Here is a 17,448-nt window from a genome sequence, read left to right as displayed (position 1 = left end):
GCCTCACTCCGCCGCCTGTTGCGCCGCTGTTGCAGCACTGTCATTGCCCGGTTGTCCGGCCGCACTTGCCGCCCGCGCAACACGCTTTTCGCGCCGGCCGACCAGATAATGCTGCACGGTGCCGACGATGCCCTTGGGGAAGAACAGCGTCACCGCGATGAACAGCCCACCCAGTGCAAACAGCCAGAATTCGGGGAAAGCGCCGGTGAAATAGCTCTTGCCGCCATTGACCAGCAACGCGCCGATGATCGGCCCGATCAGCGTGCCGCGCCCGCCGACTGCGGTCCAAACCACCACCTCGATGGAGTTGGCGGGGGAGAATTCGCCGGGATTGATGATGCCCACCTGCGGCACGAACAGCGCACCGGCAATGCCCGCCATCATGGCCGAGACGACGAAGGTAAAGAGCTTGATGTTTTCCACCCGGAAACCGAGGAAGCGCACCCGGCTTTCGGCATCGCGCACGCCCACCAGCACTTTGCCGAATTTGGAATTGACGATGCCGGATGCAATCAGCAGCGAAAGCGCCAGCATCACGGCCGTCATCGCAAACAGCACGGCACGGGTACCATCCGCCTGAACGGAAAAGCCGAGAATATCCTTGAAATCGGTGAGACCATTGTTGCCGCCGAAACCCATGTCGTTGCGGAAGAAGGCAAGCAGCAGGGCGTAGGTCATGGCCTGCGTGATGATGGAGAGGTAAACGCCGTTGACGCGCGAGCGGAAGGCGAACCAGCCGAACACGAAGGCGAGCAGGCCGGGCACCACCAGCACCATCAGTGCTGCAAACCAGAACATGTCGAAGCCATGCCAGAACCACGGCAGTTCCTTCCAGTTGAGGAACACCATGAAGTCAGGCAGCACAGGATGGCCGTAAACACCGCGCGTGCCGATCTGCCGCATCAGATACATGCCCATGGCATAACCGCCGAGCGCGAAGAAGGCGGCGTGGCCGAGCGAGAGAATGCCGCAATATCCCCAGACCAGATCAAGCGCCAGCGCCAGCAGCGCGTAGGCCAGATATTTGCCGAGCATCGACATGATGTAGGTCGGGATGCGGAACGCGCTGTCAGCCGGCAACAGCAGATTGGAGGCGGGCACCAGCACGGCGATGGCCAGGATGATGCCGATGGCGATGGAAATGCGCCGATCGAGCGCGCGCAGGAGGAAGCCGGTAATCATGCTTCGATCGCCCTTCCCTTGAGTGCGAAGAGACCACGTGGCCGCTTCTGGATGAACAGGATGATGAGAACGAGCACGAGGATCTTGCCGAGCACGGCGCCCACCGTCGGCTCAAGGAACTTGTTGAGCACGCCGAGCGACAGCGCACCCACGAGCGTTCCCCAGAGATTGCCGACCCCGCCGAACACCACCACCATGAAACTGTCGATGATGTAGCTCTGGCCGAGATTGGGCGAGACATTGTCGATCTGCGACAGCGCCACGCCGGCAAGGCCGGCAACGCCGGAACCGAGCGCGAAGGTGAAGGCATCCACCCAGGGCGTGCGGATGCCCATGGAAGAGGCCATGCGGCGGTTCTGGGTCACAGCGCGCATCTGCAAGCCGAAGGCGGAGCGCTTCAAAAGCACCAGCAGCGCGAAGAAGACGGAAAGCGAGAAGCAGACGATCCACACGCGGTTCCAGGTGAAGTTGAGGTAACCAACGCTGAAGGAGCCGGACATCCAGCTCGGGCTGCCGACCTCACGGTTGGTCGGGCCGAAGATGGAACGCACGCCCTGTTGCAGGATCAGCGAGATACCCCAGGTGGCGAGCAGCGTTTCCAGCGGTCGCCCGTAGAGATAGCGGATGACGCCGCGCTCCATGATGAGGCCGACGCAGGCTGTGACCAGAAAGGCGGCCGGCAGGGCAATCGCCAGTGACCAGTCGAACAGGCCGGGGAAATGGCTGCGGATCAGCTCCTGCACCATGAAGGTGGAGTAAGCGCCGATCATCACCATCTCGCCATGCGCCATATTGATGATGCCCATGACGCCGAAGGTGATGGCAAGTCCGATGGCGGCGAGCAGCAGCACGGAACCGAGCGACAGGCCGTACCAGATGTTCTGCGCGTAGTCCCAGATGGCAAGGGAACTCTCGATGCTCGAAATCGCCTCGTCCACATCCGGCTTCAGGCTCGGATCAACCGTGGGCGTCGCCGCCATCAGAATGCTGATCGCATCGCGCCCGCCAAGCGCCTTGATGGTGGCGATCGCTTCTTTCTTCACCTCGAGGGGGCGGTCGGAAGAAAGCAGCGAGACAGCCCGCGCCTCCTCCATCCGCGTCCGCACCTCTTTGTCGGTTTCCTTGGATATGGCCGCTTCCAGCAATTCCAGATTTTCGGCACTGGGGGCTTTCAGAACCGCATCGGCGGCGGAAAGCCGCACCGAGCGTTCCGGACTGAGCAACGTCAGGCCGCCCATCGCGGCGCGGATGACGCGACGCAGATTGTTGTTGACCCTGATCTTGGTAACCGCCGCCTTCGGCGCTTCGCCAGCGCTTTCGCCGGTCAGCGGATCGATGAGCGTGAAATTGGAACCCGACGGCTTGGTCATGAACACCAGATTGTCGGCCTTGCGCACGTAAAGATCGCCTGATGCAAAAGCCTCAAGCGCCGGCACCACCCGCGCGTCGCCGGTGGCAGCAATCTGGCCGATCAATGTTTCGGCCTGCTTGAAGTCAGCCGTGCCGAGCTGGTCTATCAGCGCCTTCGGATCGCTCTGCGCGAGGGACTGGGCGGCGATCCCCAGGGTGAGCCAGAGGAAGATGGCTCCGAGAAAAGATCGGATCGTCATGTCGGGTTCCTTGGAGCGGTTTGCGACTCTGCGGTTGCGTGTGGCACGACCTGAATATGCGGCTTCACCCCCCTCTGCCCTGCCGGGCATCTCCCCCTCAAGGGGGGAGATCGACCCGTGGCAAGGTCCCGTCCATCTCGACGTTCAAGGATGAAATGGCGGGAGAGCATCTTGCCGATCTCCCCCCTTGAGGGGGAGATGTCCGGCAGGACAGAGGGGGAGTAATTCTGGCTCAGTTTGTAAACAATCCGCCCCTCCAAAGAGGGGCGGCGTTCGTTTCCTTATCAGCTACCCTTGCCGCCGCACTTGCCGGTGGCCACGTTGAAGTTGCCGCAAGACATCGGCTTGCGCCAATCCGAAATCAGATCCTTCGAGTCAGGCAGATAATCCGACCATTCGTCACCCACAACCTGTGGCGTCTGCTGCACGATTTCGAACTGCCCATCGGCCTGGATTTCACCGATCAGCACCGGCTTGGTGATGTGGTGGTTCGGCATGACGGTGGAGTAACCGCCAGAAAGGTTCGGCACGGAAACGCCGATGATGCTGTCAAGAACTGCGTCCGTATCGGTCGTGCCTGCGGTTTCGACGGCCTTAACCCAGGCGTTGAAACCGATATAGGCGGCTTCCATCGGGTCGTTCGTCACGCGCTTGTCGTTCTTGGTAAACGCATGCCAGGTTTTGATGAATTCGGCGTTGACCTCGGTATCGACAGACTGGAAGTAGTTCCAGGCGGCAAGGTGGCCGACCAGCGGCGCGGTATCGAGACCGGCAAGCTCTTCTTCACCGACCGAGAAGGCGACGACCGGAATGTCCTCGGCCTTGATGCCCTGGTTCGCCAGCTCCTTGTAGAAGGGCACGTTGGCATCGCCGTTGATGGTGGAGACAACGGCGGTCTTCTTGCCGGCCGAGCCGAATTTCTTGATGTCGGACACGATCGTCTGCCAGTCGGACTGGCCGAACGGGGTGTAGTTGATCATGATGTCCTCTTCCTTGACGCCCTTCGACATCAGGTAGGCCTTCAGGATCTTATTTGTGGTCTGCGGGTAGACATAGTCAGTACCTGCCAGAACCCAGCGCTCGACGCCTTCGGTCTTGGCGAGATAATCGACGGCCGGAATGGCCTGCTGGTTGGGCGCTGCACCCGTGTAGACGATGTTGCGGGAGGATTCTTCACCCTCATACTGCACCGGGTAGAACAGCAGGGAATTCAGCTCTTCGAAAACCGGCAGCACGGACTTGCGCGACGAAGATGTCCAGCAACCAAAAACGGCGGCGACCTTGTCCTGCGAAATCAGCTGGCGGGCCTTTTCGGCAAACAGCGGCCAGTCGGAGGCCGGGTCGACCACGACGGCTTCGAGCTTCTTGCCGAGAACGCCGCCCTTCTTGTTCTGCTCGTCGATGAGCATCAGCATGGCGTCCTTCAGCGTCGTCTCTGAAATCGCCATGGTGCCGGAAAGAGAATGCAGCACGCCTACCTTGATCGTATCGTCGGCGGCAAATGCGCCATGAAAGGCGGTGGTGGACATGATTGCGCCGAGCAGCGCGGCGCTAAGCGTCTTGCGGAATGTCATCGGAAGAACCCCTCTCCTTGTTTAGCCCTCATGGGGCTTCAGCGGCATCGTTGACCGCTGCTGGAAGGGACTATCGATCTCGCGGGCGAGAAACCGTATACGTCAATTGACGTAGGCGGGGTGGCGAAAGCTGCAGGGGGTGTTGGGGAGAGGGAAATCCCGGCCGGGGCAACCGATGTGAAACCTGGCGTTTCAACTTGCTTCTTTTCCGGCAGGGAAGACGAGAGCAGCAGCGGGTCGATGGTGCGAGGTCGGAGACAGACTGAGAAGTCGTCCCTTTATCCGGCGCTTCGCGCCACCTTCTCCCCGGCAGGGGAGAAGAAACGATCAGCAACGCTTCACATCAGGCGTGCGGCTTGTCGTCCCGCTCTTCGTCGCGGATCGCATCGTCATGATACCAGGAGCCGAAATCGACATGCGGCTGACGTGCCTCGCGCTCCAGATCGCTCAGCCCGATGTTACGGAACTTTGAGAGCCCCGCGCGTCCGCCGACCGGAAATTGAAAGATCGTTGCCGTTTCACGATGAAAGCCAGTTGCCATATCGAACATCTCACTTTGTTTGCATCGAAGCACTTTGGTTGTGAAGCAAACCCGTTAGCTCTGGTTTAGCTCCATCTGATTAAAAAAAAATCACGTTGCGAAAAATATAGGCATTAAATGGTCATTCAGCAAGAAAAACCATTCCGGAAGCGCCGGTTTTTGGGGCAAATGCCGATCCGTCGTTCGCAATCGAAACCATTGCACCGCAACAGGGCATTTTGAGCGATGCCACCCGCTATCTGTTAGGAATCACTGACGAAACATTAGGGTTAGATTTACCTGCCGCAGTGCAGCATGAGCGGTTAATGGCCATATCAGCCCCCTCGGCCCTGAGCATGCCTGAAAGATTTTTCGAAGAATTCGCAAAACATCGCCAATCTGGCACGCGGCATGCATCTATATTGCCAGCCCTTGAACGCGAATGTGCTTCCGGTGGCGAAAGCCACGGCAAGCCTCAAGGCTTCGCATTGTTACCTATGAGAGGTTCGTAATGACTAAGTTCAAACTCGAGTACATCTGGCTTGACGGTTATAAGCCGGTCCCCAACCTGCGCGGCAAGACACAGGTCAAGGAATTCGATGAATTCCCGACGCTCGAGCAGCTGCCGCTTTGGGGTTTTGATGGCTCGTCCACGCAGCAGGCCGAAGGCCACTCTTCGGATTGCGTGCTGAAGCCCGTCGCGATCTACCCCGATCCGGCCCGCACCAACGGCGTACTGGTCATGTGCGAAGTCATGATGCCTGACGGCGTCACCCCGCATGCATCGAACAGCCGCGCGACCATCCTCGACGACGAGGACGCATGGTTCGGCTTCGAACAGGAATATTTCTTCTACCAGGACGGCCGCCCGCTCGGCTTCCCCGAGCAGGGTTACCCGGCTCCGCAGGGTCCGTATTACACCGGCGTCGGCTTCAAGAACGTCGGCTCGGTTGCCCGCGAAATCGTTGAAGAACATCTCGACCTCTGCCTCGAAGCCGGCATCAACCACGAAGGCATCAATGCCGAAGTGGCCAAGGGCCAGTGGGAATTCCAGGTATTCGGCAAGGGCTCCAAGCGCGCCGCCGACCAGATCTGGATCGCCCGTTACCTGCTGCTGCGTCTTTGCGAACAGTACGGCATCGACGTCGAATTCCATTGCAAGCCGCTCGGCGATACCGACTGGAACGGTTCGGGCATGCATTGCAACTTCTCCACCAAGTTCATGCGTGAAGTTGGCGGCAAGGAGTATTTCGAAGCCCTCATGGCCGCTTTCGCCAAGAACTGGCAGGAGCACATCGACGTTTACGGTCCGGACAACCACCTGCGCCTGACCGGCAAGCACGAAACCGCTCCGTGGAACAAGTTCTCCTACGGCGTTGCCGACCGTGGCGCCTCGATCCGCGTTCCGCACTCCTTCGTCAACAACGGTTACCGTGGTTACCTCGAAGACCGTCGTCCGAACTCGCAGGGCTGCCCTTACCAGATCGCTTCCGTCGTTCTGAAGACGATTGCAGAAGTGCCGCTCGCAAAGTCGGCTGCTGCCTGATAACCCAAGACATGGCGTCGCCCGCAACCGGGCGACGCCATTTTTATGTCCACCGAACGGCCGGACCGGACAGGCGACCTTTCGCCCTCTGCCCTGCGTGGAATATTCTTGCCTATGCGCAAACTCGAAGACGTTGCGTGGCTTTGACCAACCGCATCGGCTTTTCCGAAACCGCGACACGGTTTTCGGTCCGATGCTCTAAAGCAAGAAGGTGAGCGATGGGCATTCTCAAAAAATTCTCTCTCGAAAACCGCATCGCCATCATCACAGGCAGCGGCCGCGGCCTCGGTTTCGAAATCGCCAGGGGCTTTGCCGAGGCTGGCGCCCATGTGTGGCTGACCGGCCGTAACGCCGAGGCGCTGGAACAGGCAGCAGGCACACTTCGGCAAGCCGGCGGAAAAGCCGATTATGCCGCTTTCGACATTGCCGATACCGCCGCCGGAACTGCCCTCGTCCACCGCATCATGGACGAATTCGGCCATCTCGATATCCTCGTCAACAATGTCGGCGCACGCGACCGCCGCCCGCTTTCCGAATTCAGCGACGAGGACGTGCTGGAGCTTATCCGCACCGACCTCACCTCCTCCGTCTCGCTGTCGCGAGATGCCGCGCAAGCCATGAATACCAACGGTTACGGCCGCATCATCACCATCACCTCCATTCTCGGCCACATCGTCAGGCCGGGCGATGCGATCTATCCCGTTGCCAAGCAGGGGCTAACCGGGCTGATGCGCGCAATAGCTGTCGAATATGGTGCGCGCGGCATCACCAGCAACGCCATTGCACCCGGCATGTTCGCCACGGAAACCAATGCGGCCCTTGCCGAAAACCCTGACATGGTCGCCTTTGCCAAGCTGCGCGTGCCGCTTGAACGCTGGGGCAGGCCGGATGAAATCGCCGGTGCAGCCCTGTTTCTGGCCAGCGACGCCTCCTCCTTCGTCAACGGCCATGTGCTGACGGTGGATGGCGGCATGTCGGTGCGGCTGTGAGAATGGCAAAACACCTTTTGCGGAAAGGGGCTGGATCCTAGGCATGGCCGCACGGCAACGCATCATCCCCGTCAGGCGCGAATATAACCGCTGGGTCGCCAACCAGACGCTGGAAGATTATGCGCTGCGCTTCACCGCCAAAAGCGCCCGGCAATTTTCGTCCAACCGCATCTCCCACACCGCCATCGGCGCTATTTCCTTTCTGGCGCTGGAAGCGATCGGCGGCGCGATCACGCTGTCATACGGCACCACCAACGCCTTTTACGCCATCATCGTCGCGGCCATTGCCATGCTTGCCGTCGGCCTGCCGATCAGCCGTTACGCCATCCGTCACGGCGTCGATATCGATCTCCTGACACGCGGCGCGAGCTTCGGTTACATCGGCTCCACCATCACCTCGCTGATCTACGCCGCCTTCACCTTCATGCTCTTCGCCATCGAGGCGTCGATCATGTCCGGCGCGCTGGAGCTGGCGCTCGGCATTCCGCTGTGGATCGGCTACATCATCTCCGCCGTCATGGTCATTCCGCTCGTCACCCACGGCGTGCGCCTCATCAGCCGTTTCCAGATCATCACCCAGCCCTTCTGGATCGTGCTGAACGTATTGCCCTTCATCTTCATCGCTTTGATGGACTGGGAAAAATACGACCTGTGGCGGGCGTTTTCCGGCATTCATCACGCCTCCGGTCCGCCGGGCACCGTGGCCCATTTCAATCTGGTGGAATTCGGCGCGGCGTCTGCCGTCATCCTCGCGCTGATGTCGCAGATCGGCGAACAGGTGGATTTCCTGCGCTTCCTGCCCGCCGAGGGACAGAGCCGCCTGCGCCATCGCATCGCGGTCTTTCTGGCCGGTGCTGGCTGGGTCGTCGTCGGCGTGCCGAAGCTGCTGGCCGGTTCCTTCCTCGTGGTCTTGACCTTCAGTTCCGGCGTCTCGGTGGACCGCGCCGCCGATCCGGCCCAGATGTACCTGACCGCCTTCGGCTACATGATCCCCAACCATACGGCAGCCATGCTGCTGATGGTCGCCTTCGTGGTGGTCTCGCAGCTGAAAATCAACGTCATGAACGCCTATGCGGGCTCGCTCGCCTGGTCCAACTTCTTCTCCCGCCTCACCCACAGCCATCCCGGCCGCGTGGTCTGGCTGGTCTTCAACGTGGTGATCGCGCTGCTGTTGATGGAACTCGGCATCTATCGCCTGCTGGAAGAAACGCTCGGCATTTTTTCCATCGTCGCCATGGCCTGGCTCTGCACCATCTCGGCCGATCTGTTCATCAACAAGCCGCTTGGCCTTGCCCCACCGGGCATCGAGTTCAAGCGCGCCCATCTCTACGATATCAATCCCGTCGGCGTTGGCTCCATGGCGCTTTCGGCCACCATTGCGCTGATGGCGCATTTCGGCACCTTCGGCGCACTCGCTGCCTCGCTTGCGCCCTATCTCACCCTCATCGTCGCCTTCATCGCCTCGCCGCTGATCGCCTGGGGCACGAAGGGCAAATTCTATCTGGCCCGCAAGCCGCGCCAGAAATGGCGCGAGCTGAGCGCCATCACCTGCTCCATCTGCGAACACCCGTTCGAGCCGGAAGACATGGCATGGTGTCCGGCCTATGCGGCGCCGATCTGTTCGCTCTGCTGCTCGCTGGACAGCCGCTGCCATGACATGTGCAAGCCGAAGGCCAAGCTCAACTATCAGGTCGCGACGGTCGCAAAATCTTTCCTGCCCCACCAACTGGTTGCAAAACTCGCCACAAGGCTCGGACGTTATGGCATGGCGGCGGCCATCGCCGTCACCGCCATTGGCGGCATATTGGCGCTCATCGCCCATCAGGTCGGCACCGCCTCGCCGGCAACGGCTGACGTGGTCAACCGCACCATCCTCATCGTATTTTTCGTCTTTGCCGTCATTGCCGGCATCGTCTGCTGGTTTCTGGTTCTTGCCCATGACAGCCGGGTGGTCGCGGAAGAGGAATCCTCACGCCAGAACACGCTGCTGTTGAAGGAAATCGCCGCACACAAGAAGACTGACGCCGCCCTTCAGGACGCCAAGGAAACGGCTGAGGCCGCCAACCGCGCCAAGAGCCGCTACGTGGTCGGCCTCAGCCACGAATTGCGCACGCCGCTCAACGCTGTTTTGGGCTACGCCCAGATCCTCGAACGCGATGAGACCATTCCCGCGCCGCGGCAATCGGCCATCAAGGTCATTCGCCGTTCCGCCGACCATCTCTCCGGCCTGATCGACGGGCTTCTGGATATTTCCAAGATCGAGGCTGGCCGCCTGCAGGTCTATTCCAACGAGATCAATATTCAGGATTTCCTCGACCAGATCGTCGATATGTTTCGCCCGCAGGCGCAGGCCAAGGGTCTGGAATTCCGGCATGAACGCGCCCATTCCCTGCCGCAATATGTCCGCACGGATGAAAAGCGTCTGCGCCAGATCCTCGTCAACCTGCTCTCCAACGCCATCAAGTTCACCGACGAGGGCAGCGTCACCTTCGATGTCGCCTATCGCAGCCAGGTGGCGAGCTTCACGGTGTCGGATACCGGGCGCGGCATTGCCGAAAAAGATCTTGCCCGCATCTACGAGCCTTTTCAGCGCGGCGAGGCCGAAAGCGTGCGCCCCATGCCGGGCCTTGGCCTCGGCCTCACCATCACGAGGCTTCTGACCAACACGCTGGGCGGCGAGATTTCCGTCTCCAGCGAAAAGGACAACGGCTCCACCTTCCGCGTCCGTCTCATGCTATCGGCCGTGCACCGGCCAAGTACCGCACCTGCGCCGGAAAAAACCATTCGCTCCTATTCCGGCCCACGCCGCACCATCGTGGTGGTTGATGATAACGAGGATCACCGCGAGCTGATGCGGCAGGTGCTTTCGCCGCTCGATTTCGTGGTGCTGACCGCCCAGAGCGGACCGGAATGCCTGACACTCATCGAAGGCGTGCAGCCCGACCTCTTTCTCATCGATATCTCCATGCCCGGAATGTCCGGCTGGCAGCTTGTGACGAAGTTGCGTGAAGCAGGCCAGACGGCTCCGCTCATCATGCTCTCGGCCAATATCGGTGACGGCACCGTAGCGGGTGCCGGAGAAGACAATCACAACGACGCCATCGCCAAGCCGGTCGACATCCGCCACCTGTGCGACAGGCTTGCGGTGCATCTCGGCCTGAAATGGATTTACGATACCGACCTTCCCCCGGCACCCATCCCCCAGCCGCCGGCGCAGATCGTTCATCCCGGCGCAATTCATATCAAGGATTTGCAGAGGCTCGGCGAAATAGGCTACATACGCGGCATAGAGGCGAAACTCGCCGATCTCGCCCGCAACACGGACAACCTGCCCTTCACGCAAGAGCTTGGCACCTATGTGCAGGCCTTCGATCTGGCCGGTTACGCCCATTTTCTAAAGCGGTTTGAAGAGAACGACAGGGGAGACGGCAAGGCATGAGCGGGCAAGGCGCAGCACTGCCGAGAGACATTGTATTGCTGGTGGATGACAGTCCCGAAGCGCTCGGGTTCCTCACCGATGCGCTGGAACAGTCAGGCTTTTCGGCGCTGATCGCCACATCCGGTCAGGCCGCGCTCAACATTGCCGAACGCATCACGCCCGATATCATCCTGCTCGATGCGGTCATGCCGGCCATGGACGGTTTCGAAACCTGCCGCCGCCTGAAGGCCAACGCCGCCGTGGCCCAGGTGCCTGTCATCTTCATGACCGGGCTGACGGAAACCGAACATGTAGTGCGGGCGCTCGAATCCGGCGGTGTCGACTATCTGACCAAGCCGATCAACATCGATGAGCTGCGCGCCCGTATCCGTGTGCATCTCTCCAATGCCCGCTCGGCGCAGAGCGCCCGCGTGGCGCTTGATGCCGCCGGACGCCACCTGCTTGCCGTGCGCGCCAACGGCGCGATCCACTGGTCCACACCACAGGCAACCCGGCTGGTCAACGCCGCCACCGGCCGTGATGATGGGCTGGAGATTGTCGTTGCCCATATTTCCGGCTGGCTGGCCGACAGGACAACGGTGGATTCCGCCCGCGATGCACCGCTGACGATCACCGAGGCCGGGCGGCCCGCTTTGCAGCTCTCCTTCCTCGGCGCAATGGGACCGGACGAATATCTCTTCCGTCTGACAGCCGCCAACGAGAAATCCGACGACCACCTGCTGAAGGACCACTTTGCCCTGACAACGCGGGAATCGGAAGTTCTGCTGTGGATTGCCAAAGGCAAATCCAACCGCGATATCGGCGATATTCTCGGCCTTTCCGCCAGAACCGTAAACAAACATCTGGAACAGATCTACGTCAAACTCGGTGTCGAAAACCGCGCCTCCGCCGCCGTCAAGGCCGCGCATATTTTGCATCAGGGGTGACGGCTGCATCTGATGTGACACGGTTGGAAAAACATATATTTTCCGCTTAAGCGTAGAGCATCGACTTTTTCGCCGAGCGAGTGCAGCATATTTCTTCTCCCTCGAGGAAAGAAACAAGCGGCAACGCCGCAATCCAAGTCCCCCCCAAGAAACATCACCTTCCATCCAACCCAAACCCCGCGCAGGGAGGTTCCCATGGACCATTTCATTATTCTTTCCGGCTGCTCCGGCGGCGGTAAATCAACCCTGCTTGCCGAGCTTGCTCACCGTGGTTTCGCGACCGTCGAGGAACCGGGGCGGCGCATCGTGACTGAGGAAACGAGAAATAACGGCACCGCCCTCCCCTGGATCGACCTGGAAGCCTTTGCCCGCCGGGCGATCGCCATGGCGCTGGAGGACCGGCAAAAGGCGCCAACGGAAGGCTTCGTCTTCTTCGACCGCGGCCTGATCGACGCCGGCTCAGCACTTCATCATATTTGCGGCGATGGCTTCATCGAAACGCTGCGGCACGCGCACCGCTATAACCCGCTGGTTTTCCTCACCCCGCCCTGGCCGGAGATCTACCGAGGCGACAGCGAGCGCAAGCATGGTTTCGAGGTGGCAGTGGAGGAATATCAACGCCTGCTGCACGACTATGCCCGTCTGGATTATGAGACGATTGTACTGCCGAAAGCCCCCGTCACGGAACGTGCCGATATCGTGCTGGAGAGGCTGGCGGCTGAAGCTGGCTGAAGGTGCGATCGGAGCCAAGTGTTTCGAGCCTTTCCCATCACCGTCACTCCGTCTTTGAGACGGAATCCGTCTGACGTGCGGCTCGGAAAGTGTTTTAGCCCAAGGACTTGGGCTGGCTGGGTGCTGACGCCGGAAATGCCTCGCACCAGAAAACAGAAAGCCCGGTCTTGCGACCGGGCCTCCATATTGCAGTCCAGTAAGACTTACGTCCCCTGCTGGATGTAGGTGAACTTGCCGTCCGGGCCCTTCTTCCACTCGTACATGACGTAACCGGGAAGCTTCGGGTCGCCCTTCTCGTCGAATGAGATATCGCCGAGTGCGGTCGGGAAGGTGCCCTTCTTCAGAGCTTCAGCAACCTTTTCCGGCTCAACGGAACCGGCAGCCTTGGCAGCACCGGCAATCGCCTGCAGGGCGGCGTAGGAGTAGAGCGTGTAGGCTTCCGGGTTGAAGCCGGCGGCCTTGAACTTCTCTACCAGTTCCTTGTTTTCAGGACGCAGCGTCGGATCGGGACCGAAGGTGTTCAGCGTACCTTCGACGGCGTCGCCGGCGATGGAAGCAAGTTCGTTCGAGACGATACCGTCGCCCGAGATGAGCTTCGCCTTCAGACCCTGGTCAGCCGACTGGCGGATGATCAGACCGGCCTCGGTGTGCAGGCCACCCCAGTAGATAACGGAAACGCCGGCTTCCTTCATCTTGGAGATCAGTGCGGAGAAGTCCTTGTCGCCGACATTCACGCCTTCATACATGGCTTCCGTCAGGCCGGCCGCATTGGCTGCCTTCTTGGTTTCGTCGGCAAGGCCCTGACCATAGGGGGTCTTGTCGTGAATGATGGCGATCTTGGCGTCCTTGTAGTGGTCGGCCAGATATTTGCCGGCAATGCCACCCTGCTGGTCGTCACGACCGCAGGTGCGGAAGGTGTTCCACAGGCCACGCTCGGTGAAAACAGGGTTGGTCGCAGCAGGCGTTACTTCGAGAATGCCGTTTTCGGCATAAACTTCGGAAGCCGGAATGGAAACGCCGGAGTTGAAGTGACCGACGACGAACTTCACGCCATCAGCAACGAATTTGTTGGCGACCGAGATACCCTGCTTCGGGTCGGAAACGTCATCGCCGAGAACGATCTTGATCTGCTCGCCGTTGATGCCGCCTGCAGCATTGATATCCTTCGCAGCCTGTTCAGCACCCTTCTGAAGCTGAGCGCCAAATGCGGCGTTCGGGCCTGTCAGCGGGCCGCCGACAGCGATCACGATATCGGCCCAGGCCGAACCGCTGAAGGCGACCATGGCGGTCAGCGCAACGGCGGAAAGAAGAGACTTCTTCATTACTATACTCCCAGTTCCTTTGGATGGGTTGACTACCAGGACCTGTTCAGTACCCACCTTAACCGAACAGGAAACGTTCCACTCACGCGAGTATCGTGCAGCCGGAGGAATCCGGCTGTCAATCTTTCTTTTTATATGAAAATGCCGACGTCCGATCGTAGAGCCAATAGTAGTTATTGACCATCTGGCTCGTCCTGCGCATGCGGAAACCGATGCTGGAAAAAGCCAGAAGAAGAACGACGTCAAACACGTAGTAGAAGCCGTTGATGAACGGCCCGTTGAAAAGCGCGAAATGCAGAAACCGCATCACGAGCCCCAAAGCCAGCGTATAGATCACCACACGCGGGAAATCGCCCCAGCCATCGGCGACGGATCTGCCCGTGCGCCACGCCGTCCAGAAACCAAGAAGAACAACCAGTGCGCGCAGAATATAACGCACGCCGCTATCGGTCTCGAATAAAAGGCCCTGCATCTTCTTTCCCCATCAGCGCCGGGATGCAAATGTCCGGCCCTGCCTTGTTTGTCGTCCCGCCGTTTTTCCGGCAGGCATTTTATTGTTTGCCACCGGCCATTTCCCCTTCGAAAACGGCCGGCGGCGGTTCGTTATCTTGCGCCGCAAAATTTCCGGCGCAAGTAAAATCTTTCAGTGCCGGCCGCCTTCGAGATAGGCTGCGCGTACCTGCGGATCAGCCAGCAATTCCCTGCCCGAACCGCTCATCGTGACCTTGCCGTTGACCATCACATAGGCGCGGTCGGAAAGCTTCAGTGCCGCAAAGGCGTTCTGCTCCACGAGGAAGACGGTCAGGCCCTCTTCCTGGTTGAGCTTCTTGATGGCCTCGAAGATGCCCTTGACGATCAGCGGGGCAAGGCCCAGCGACGGCTCGTCGAGAAGCAGCAGTTTCGGCCGTGCCATCAGCGCGCGGCCGATGGAGAGCATCTGCTGCTCGCCGCCGGAAAGCGTACCGCCACGCTGGCTCTGACGTTCTTTCAGCCGCGGGAACATGACGAAAATCTTCTCGACGTCCTCTTTGAAATATTTGAGGTTGTCGAGATTGGCGCCCATCTGCAGGTTTTCCAGCACCGTCATGCGCGGGAAAATCCGGCGGCCCTCGGGTGACTGGGCAATACGCTTGCGGGCGATGAGGTGCGTCGGCAGGCGGGTAATGTCTTCGCCGTCGAACGTCACCTGGCCAGTGCGCGCCTGCGGACTGCCGCAGATGGTCATCATCAGTGTCGATTTGCCGGCGCCGTTGGCGCCGATAAGGCTGACGATCTCGCCCTTGTTGACCTCGACATCGACACCGGCCAAGGCCCGGATGTTACCGTAGTAGGTTTCGACACCCTGTACTTTGAGAAGCGGTTCACCGGACATCAGGCCACTCCTCCGTCGAGTTCTTCCGCAATCACGTCTTCCACTTCATCATCCTCGACACCCAGATAGGCGGCGATGACCTTCGGGTCGTTCTTCACATGGTCCGGCGAACCGTCGGAAATCTTCTGGCCGTATTCGAGAACCACGACGTGATCGGAAATCTGCATCACCACCGACATGTCGTGCTCGATCAGAAGCAGCGACGTGCCTTCGTCGCGGATACCGCGCAGTAGCGCATTGAGCGCCAGCGATTCCTTCGGGTTGAGACCGGCCGCCGGTTCATCGAGGCACAGAAGTTCCGGCCCCGTGCACATGGCGCGGGCGATTTCCAGGCGGCGCTGCGCGCCATAGGGCAGATCGCCGGCCGGGTCGTCGGCGCGGTCGGTCAGATCGGCCTTGTCCAGCCAGTATTTGGCCTTATCGATCGAACTGTTGACCGCCCTCTTGTAGGCGGGCAGGCCGAGAAGACCGAGAATGGTGTAGCCCGATGCCTTCATAAGCGCATTGTGCTGCGCCACCAGCAGGTTTTCCAGAACCGTCAGACCCGAAAACAGGCGGATGTTCTGGAAGGTACGCGCCACCTTCGCCTTCTTGGTGATCTCGAAATCCGGCAGGCGCTCCAGAAGATGCGCCTCGCCGTTTTGCTGACGCATGGTGATCATTCCCATCGTCGGCTTGTAGAAGCCGGTGATGCAGTTGAAAACCGTGGTCTTTCCAGCACCGTTCGGACCGATCAGCGCCGTGATCTCGCCGCGCTTCGCCTCAAAGGAGAAGTCATTGATGGCCATCAGGCCGCCAAACCGCATCGAGAGATGTTCGACCTTGAGGATCGTGTCGCCAGTTAGATTGGGTGTCATGTTTGTCGTTCCGGAAGCCATCAACCGTGACCTTCCTTGGTAAAGCTGCCGGAGACGGCCTTGCGTTCCCTGAGGAAGGCCGTCGGTTCTCGTGAGCCGACAAAGCCGCGCGGCTTGAACAGCATGACAATGACCATGGCGAGACCGAACAGGAGCATGCGGTAGAGTTCCGGCGTGAAATCAGGCCCGAAGACATGCTTCAGGAATTCCATTTCGCGCAGCAGCTCCGTGCCGCCGACCATGACGAGGGCGGCAATGGCGATGCCCGTGAGCGAACCCATGCCGCCGAGAACGACAATGGCGAGGATGACGGCCGATTCCAGGAAGACGAAGCTTTCCGGCGATACGAAACCCTGACGGGCGGCGAAGAACGAGCCAGCGAAACCGCCAAACATCGCGCCTGTCGCAAAAGCGGTAAGCTTGGTGATGACGGTATCGATGCCGAGCGAGCGGCAGGCGATTTCGTCTTCACGCAAAGCTTCCCACGCCCGGCCGATCGGCATGCGGCGCAGCTTGATGGTGACGTAAGCCGTCAGCATGCACAGAAGCAGGATCACGTAGAACAGGAAGATCTTGTAATAGGCCGACGACATCGTCAGGCCGAAGGCCTTGGCGAAATTGTTCGGCGCGCCGACATCGAAGGACCAGATGCCGAAGATAGACGCCTTGGCGATGCCGGAAATGCCGAAGGTGCCCTTGGTCACATCCGTCCAGTTCAACAGCACGAGACGGATGATTTCACCGAAGGCGAGCGTGACGATGGCAAGATAGTCGCCACGAAGTCTGAGCACCGGGAAGCCGAGAATGATGCCCCAGAAGCCCGCGAGAATGCCGGCCACCGGCAGAAGCACCCAGAAGGAAAGGCCGAGATGGCTTGACAGCAGCGCGTAGGAATAGGCGCCCACCGCATAGAATGCCACATAACCGAGATCGAGCAGGCCCGCGAGGCCAACGACGATGTTGAGGCCCCACGCCAGCATCACATAGATCAGGATCTGGATGCCGAAATTGTCGACGAATTTCAGCGAGCCCTGAAAACCGAACAGCTGCACGGCGACGACGGGATAAAGCAGCAGCAGGACAAGCGCGAGCTTCAGGAAGTGTTTGTGGAAAAAGCCTTTTTCCTCGGAGATTTCCAGAATGCCGCTTTTGGCCTTGGCAAGCTTGCGGCGATCCATCGACGGCCGGATGAAGCCGACCATCAGGAAACGGCCGATGGCGGCGACGCCGACGAAGATCGACAGAAGCCCCCAGCGGGTGCCCCAGATAAGCTGGTTGTTGATGTCCTGATAGGTGACGATACCGACGTAAAGAATGAACATGCCGAGCGAGACGATGCCCGCAAAGATGCCTTCCTTCACCGCCGTTGCCATCAGGCT

Annotated in this window: 14 protein-coding genes; 5 read left to right on the top strand and 9 right to left on the bottom strand. The window is 59.9% G+C overall.

Going from position 1 to position 17,448, the window contains the following annotated elements; all coding sequences use genetic code 11:
• Window positions 1-3 precede the first annotated feature (3 nt).
• The 4 genes from urtC to ACQZ63_RS15140 all read right to left on the bottom strand — a co-directional run bounded on the left by urtC (window position 4) and on the right by ACQZ63_RS15140 (window position 4,916).
• Window positions 4-1,182: an urea ABC transporter permease subunit UrtC gene (urtC, locus tag ACQZ63_RS15155; protein ID WP_003513919.1), complete on the bottom strand. Its 1,179-nt coding sequence runs from the start codon at window positions 1,180-1,182 to the stop codon at window positions 4-6.
• A complete protein-coding gene (gene urtB, locus ACQZ63_RS15150) occupies window positions 1,179-2,792 on the bottom strand; it encodes an urea ABC transporter permease subunit UrtB (protein WP_113556499.1) in 1,614 nt (537 codons plus the stop codon). Before urtB ends, urtC begins: the two co-directional genes overlap by 4 nt.
• A 284-nt stretch (window positions 2,793-3,076) precedes the next feature.
• Window positions 3,077-4,366, bottom strand: coding sequence for an urea ABC transporter substrate-binding protein (gene urtA, locus ACQZ63_RS15145; RefSeq protein ID WP_003513924.1), 1,290 nt, complete (start codon window positions 4,364-4,366; stop codon window positions 3,077-3,079).
• A gap of 343 nt (window positions 4,367-4,709) precedes the next feature.
• A complete protein-coding gene (locus ACQZ63_RS15140; protein ID WP_003513926.1) occupies window positions 4,710-4,916 on the bottom strand; it encodes a DUF2735 domain-containing protein in 207 nt (68 codons plus the stop codon).
• A 481-nt stretch (window positions 4,917-5,397) separates the two neighbouring features.
• Here ACQZ63_RS15140 and ACQZ63_RS15135 point away from each other — a divergent pair, with 481 nt between their 5' ends.
• The 5 genes from ACQZ63_RS15135 (at window position 5,398) to ACQZ63_RS15115 (ending at window position 12,518) form a co-directional block, all read left to right on the top strand.
• The gene (locus ACQZ63_RS15135) at window positions 5,398-6,432 is read left to right on the top strand and encodes a glutamine synthetase beta-grasp domain-containing protein (protein WP_003510168.1); all 1,035 of its coding nucleotides are present in this window, start codon (window positions 5,398-5,400) and stop codon (window positions 6,430-6,432) included.
• A gap of 218 nt (window positions 6,433-6,650) precedes the next feature.
• Window positions 6,651-7,421 (top strand): SDR family oxidoreductase, encoded by a 771-nt coding sequence (locus ACQZ63_RS15130; protein WP_113556487.1) that lies wholly within the window; start codon window positions 6,651-6,653, stop codon window positions 7,419-7,421.
• Window positions 7,422-7,464: 43 nt separating this feature from the next.
• The gene (locus ACQZ63_RS15125) at window positions 7,465-10,860 is read left to right on the top strand and encodes a hybrid sensor histidine kinase/response regulator (RefSeq protein WP_112154309.1); all 3,396 of its coding nucleotides are present in this window, start codon (window positions 7,465-7,467) and stop codon (window positions 10,858-10,860) included.
• Entirely contained in the window at window positions 10,857-11,786 is a 930-nt protein-coding gene (locus ACQZ63_RS15120; protein WP_013636721.1) for a response regulator, read from the top strand. Before ACQZ63_RS15125 ends, ACQZ63_RS15120 begins: the two co-directional genes overlap by 4 nt.
• Window positions 11,787-11,981: 195 nt before the next feature.
• Window positions 11,982-12,518, top strand: coding sequence for an AAA family ATPase (locus ACQZ63_RS15115; protein ID WP_113556488.1), 537 nt, complete (start codon window positions 11,982-11,984; stop codon window positions 12,516-12,518).
• Window positions 12,519-12,721: 203 nt separating this feature from the next.
• Here the strand turns inward: ACQZ63_RS15115 and ACQZ63_RS15110 are convergent, their stop codons facing one another.
• The 5 genes from ACQZ63_RS15110 to livM form a co-directional block, all read right to left on the bottom strand.
• Window positions 12,722-13,840 (bottom strand): branched-chain amino acid ABC transporter substrate-binding protein, encoded by a 1,119-nt coding sequence (locus ACQZ63_RS15110; protein WP_003513936.1) that lies wholly within the window; start codon window positions 13,838-13,840, stop codon window positions 12,722-12,724.
• 118 nt (window positions 13,841-13,958) lie between these two features.
• Window positions 13,959-14,312, bottom strand: a complete 354-nt coding sequence (locus ACQZ63_RS15105) for a DUF6867 family protein (RefSeq protein WP_003513938.1) — start codon at window positions 14,310-14,312, stop codon at window positions 13,959-13,961.
• A gap of 171 nt (window positions 14,313-14,483) precedes the next feature.
• Entirely contained in the window at window positions 14,484-15,212 is a 729-nt protein-coding gene (locus ACQZ63_RS15100; protein ID WP_003513939.1) for an ABC transporter ATP-binding protein, read from the bottom strand.
• Window positions 15,212-16,090, bottom strand: coding sequence for an ABC transporter ATP-binding protein (locus ACQZ63_RS15095; RefSeq protein WP_019565106.1), 879 nt, complete (start codon window positions 16,088-16,090; stop codon window positions 15,212-15,214). The genes ACQZ63_RS15100 and ACQZ63_RS15095 overlap by 1 nt, the downstream gene beginning before the upstream one ends.
• The gene (gene livM, locus ACQZ63_RS15090; RefSeq protein WP_370647612.1) at window positions 16,090-17,442 is read right to left on the bottom strand and encodes a high-affinity branched-chain amino acid ABC transporter permease LivM; all 1,353 of its coding nucleotides are present in this window, start codon (window positions 17,440-17,442) and stop codon (window positions 16,090-16,092) included. The genes ACQZ63_RS15095 and livM overlap by 1 nt, the downstream gene beginning before the upstream one ends.
• Window positions 17,443-17,448: the final 6 nt, after the last annotated feature.

The organism is Agrobacterium sp. CG160-95 (assembly GCF_053521725.1).
The sequence above is the reverse complement of the archived record's forward strand: the minus strand, read 5'-3'. Positions and strand labels throughout refer to the sequence as shown.

Excerpts from the sequence above, each read along its gene's own strand:
- urtC (WP_003513919.1), bottom strand. The coding sequence starts at position 1,182 with ATGATTACCGGCTTCCTCCTGCGCGCGCTCGATCGGCGCATTTCCATC.
- urtB (WP_113556499.1), bottom strand. The coding sequence starts at position 2,792 with ATGACGATCCGATCTTTTCTCGGAGCCATCTTCCTCTGGCTCACCCTG.
- urtA (WP_003513924.1), bottom strand. The coding sequence starts at position 4,366 with ATGACATTCCGCAAGACGCTTAGCGCCGCGCTGCTCGGCGCAATCATG.
- ACQZ63_RS15140 (WP_003513926.1), bottom strand. The coding sequence starts at position 4,916 with ATGTTCGATATGGCAACTGGCTTTCATCGTGAAACGGCAACGATCTTT.
- ACQZ63_RS15135 (WP_003510168.1), top strand. The coding sequence starts at position 5,398 with ATGACTAAGTTCAAACTCGAGTACATCTGGCTTGACGGTTATAAGCCG.
- ACQZ63_RS15130 (WP_113556487.1), top strand. The coding sequence starts at position 6,651 with ATGGGCATTCTCAAAAAATTCTCTCTCGAAAACCGCATCGCCATCATC.
- ACQZ63_RS15125 (WP_112154309.1), top strand. The coding sequence starts at position 7,465 with ATGGCCGCACGGCAACGCATCATCCCCGTCAGGCGCGAATATAACCGC.
- ACQZ63_RS15120 (WP_013636721.1), top strand. The coding sequence starts at position 10,857 with ATGAGCGGGCAAGGCGCAGCACTGCCGAGAGACATTGTATTGCTGGTG.
- ACQZ63_RS15115 (WP_113556488.1), top strand. The coding sequence starts at position 11,982 with ATGGACCATTTCATTATTCTTTCCGGCTGCTCCGGCGGCGGTAAATCA.
- ACQZ63_RS15110 (WP_003513936.1), bottom strand. The coding sequence starts at position 13,840 with ATGAAGAAGTCTCTTCTTTCCGCCGTTGCGCTGACCGCCATGGTCGCC.
- ACQZ63_RS15105 (WP_003513938.1), bottom strand. The coding sequence starts at position 14,312 with ATGCAGGGCCTTTTATTCGAGACCGATAGCGGCGTGCGTTATATTCTG.
- ACQZ63_RS15100 (WP_003513939.1), bottom strand. The coding sequence starts at position 15,212 with ATGTCCGGTGAACCGCTTCTCAAAGTACAGGGTGTCGAAACCTACTAC.
- ACQZ63_RS15095 (WP_019565106.1), bottom strand. The coding sequence starts at position 16,090 with ATGGCTTCCGGAACGACAAACATGACACCCAATCTAACTGGCGACACG.
- livM (WP_370647612.1), bottom strand. The coding sequence starts at position 17,442 with ATGGCAACGGCGGTGAAGGAAGGCATCTTTGCGGGCATCGTCTCGCTC.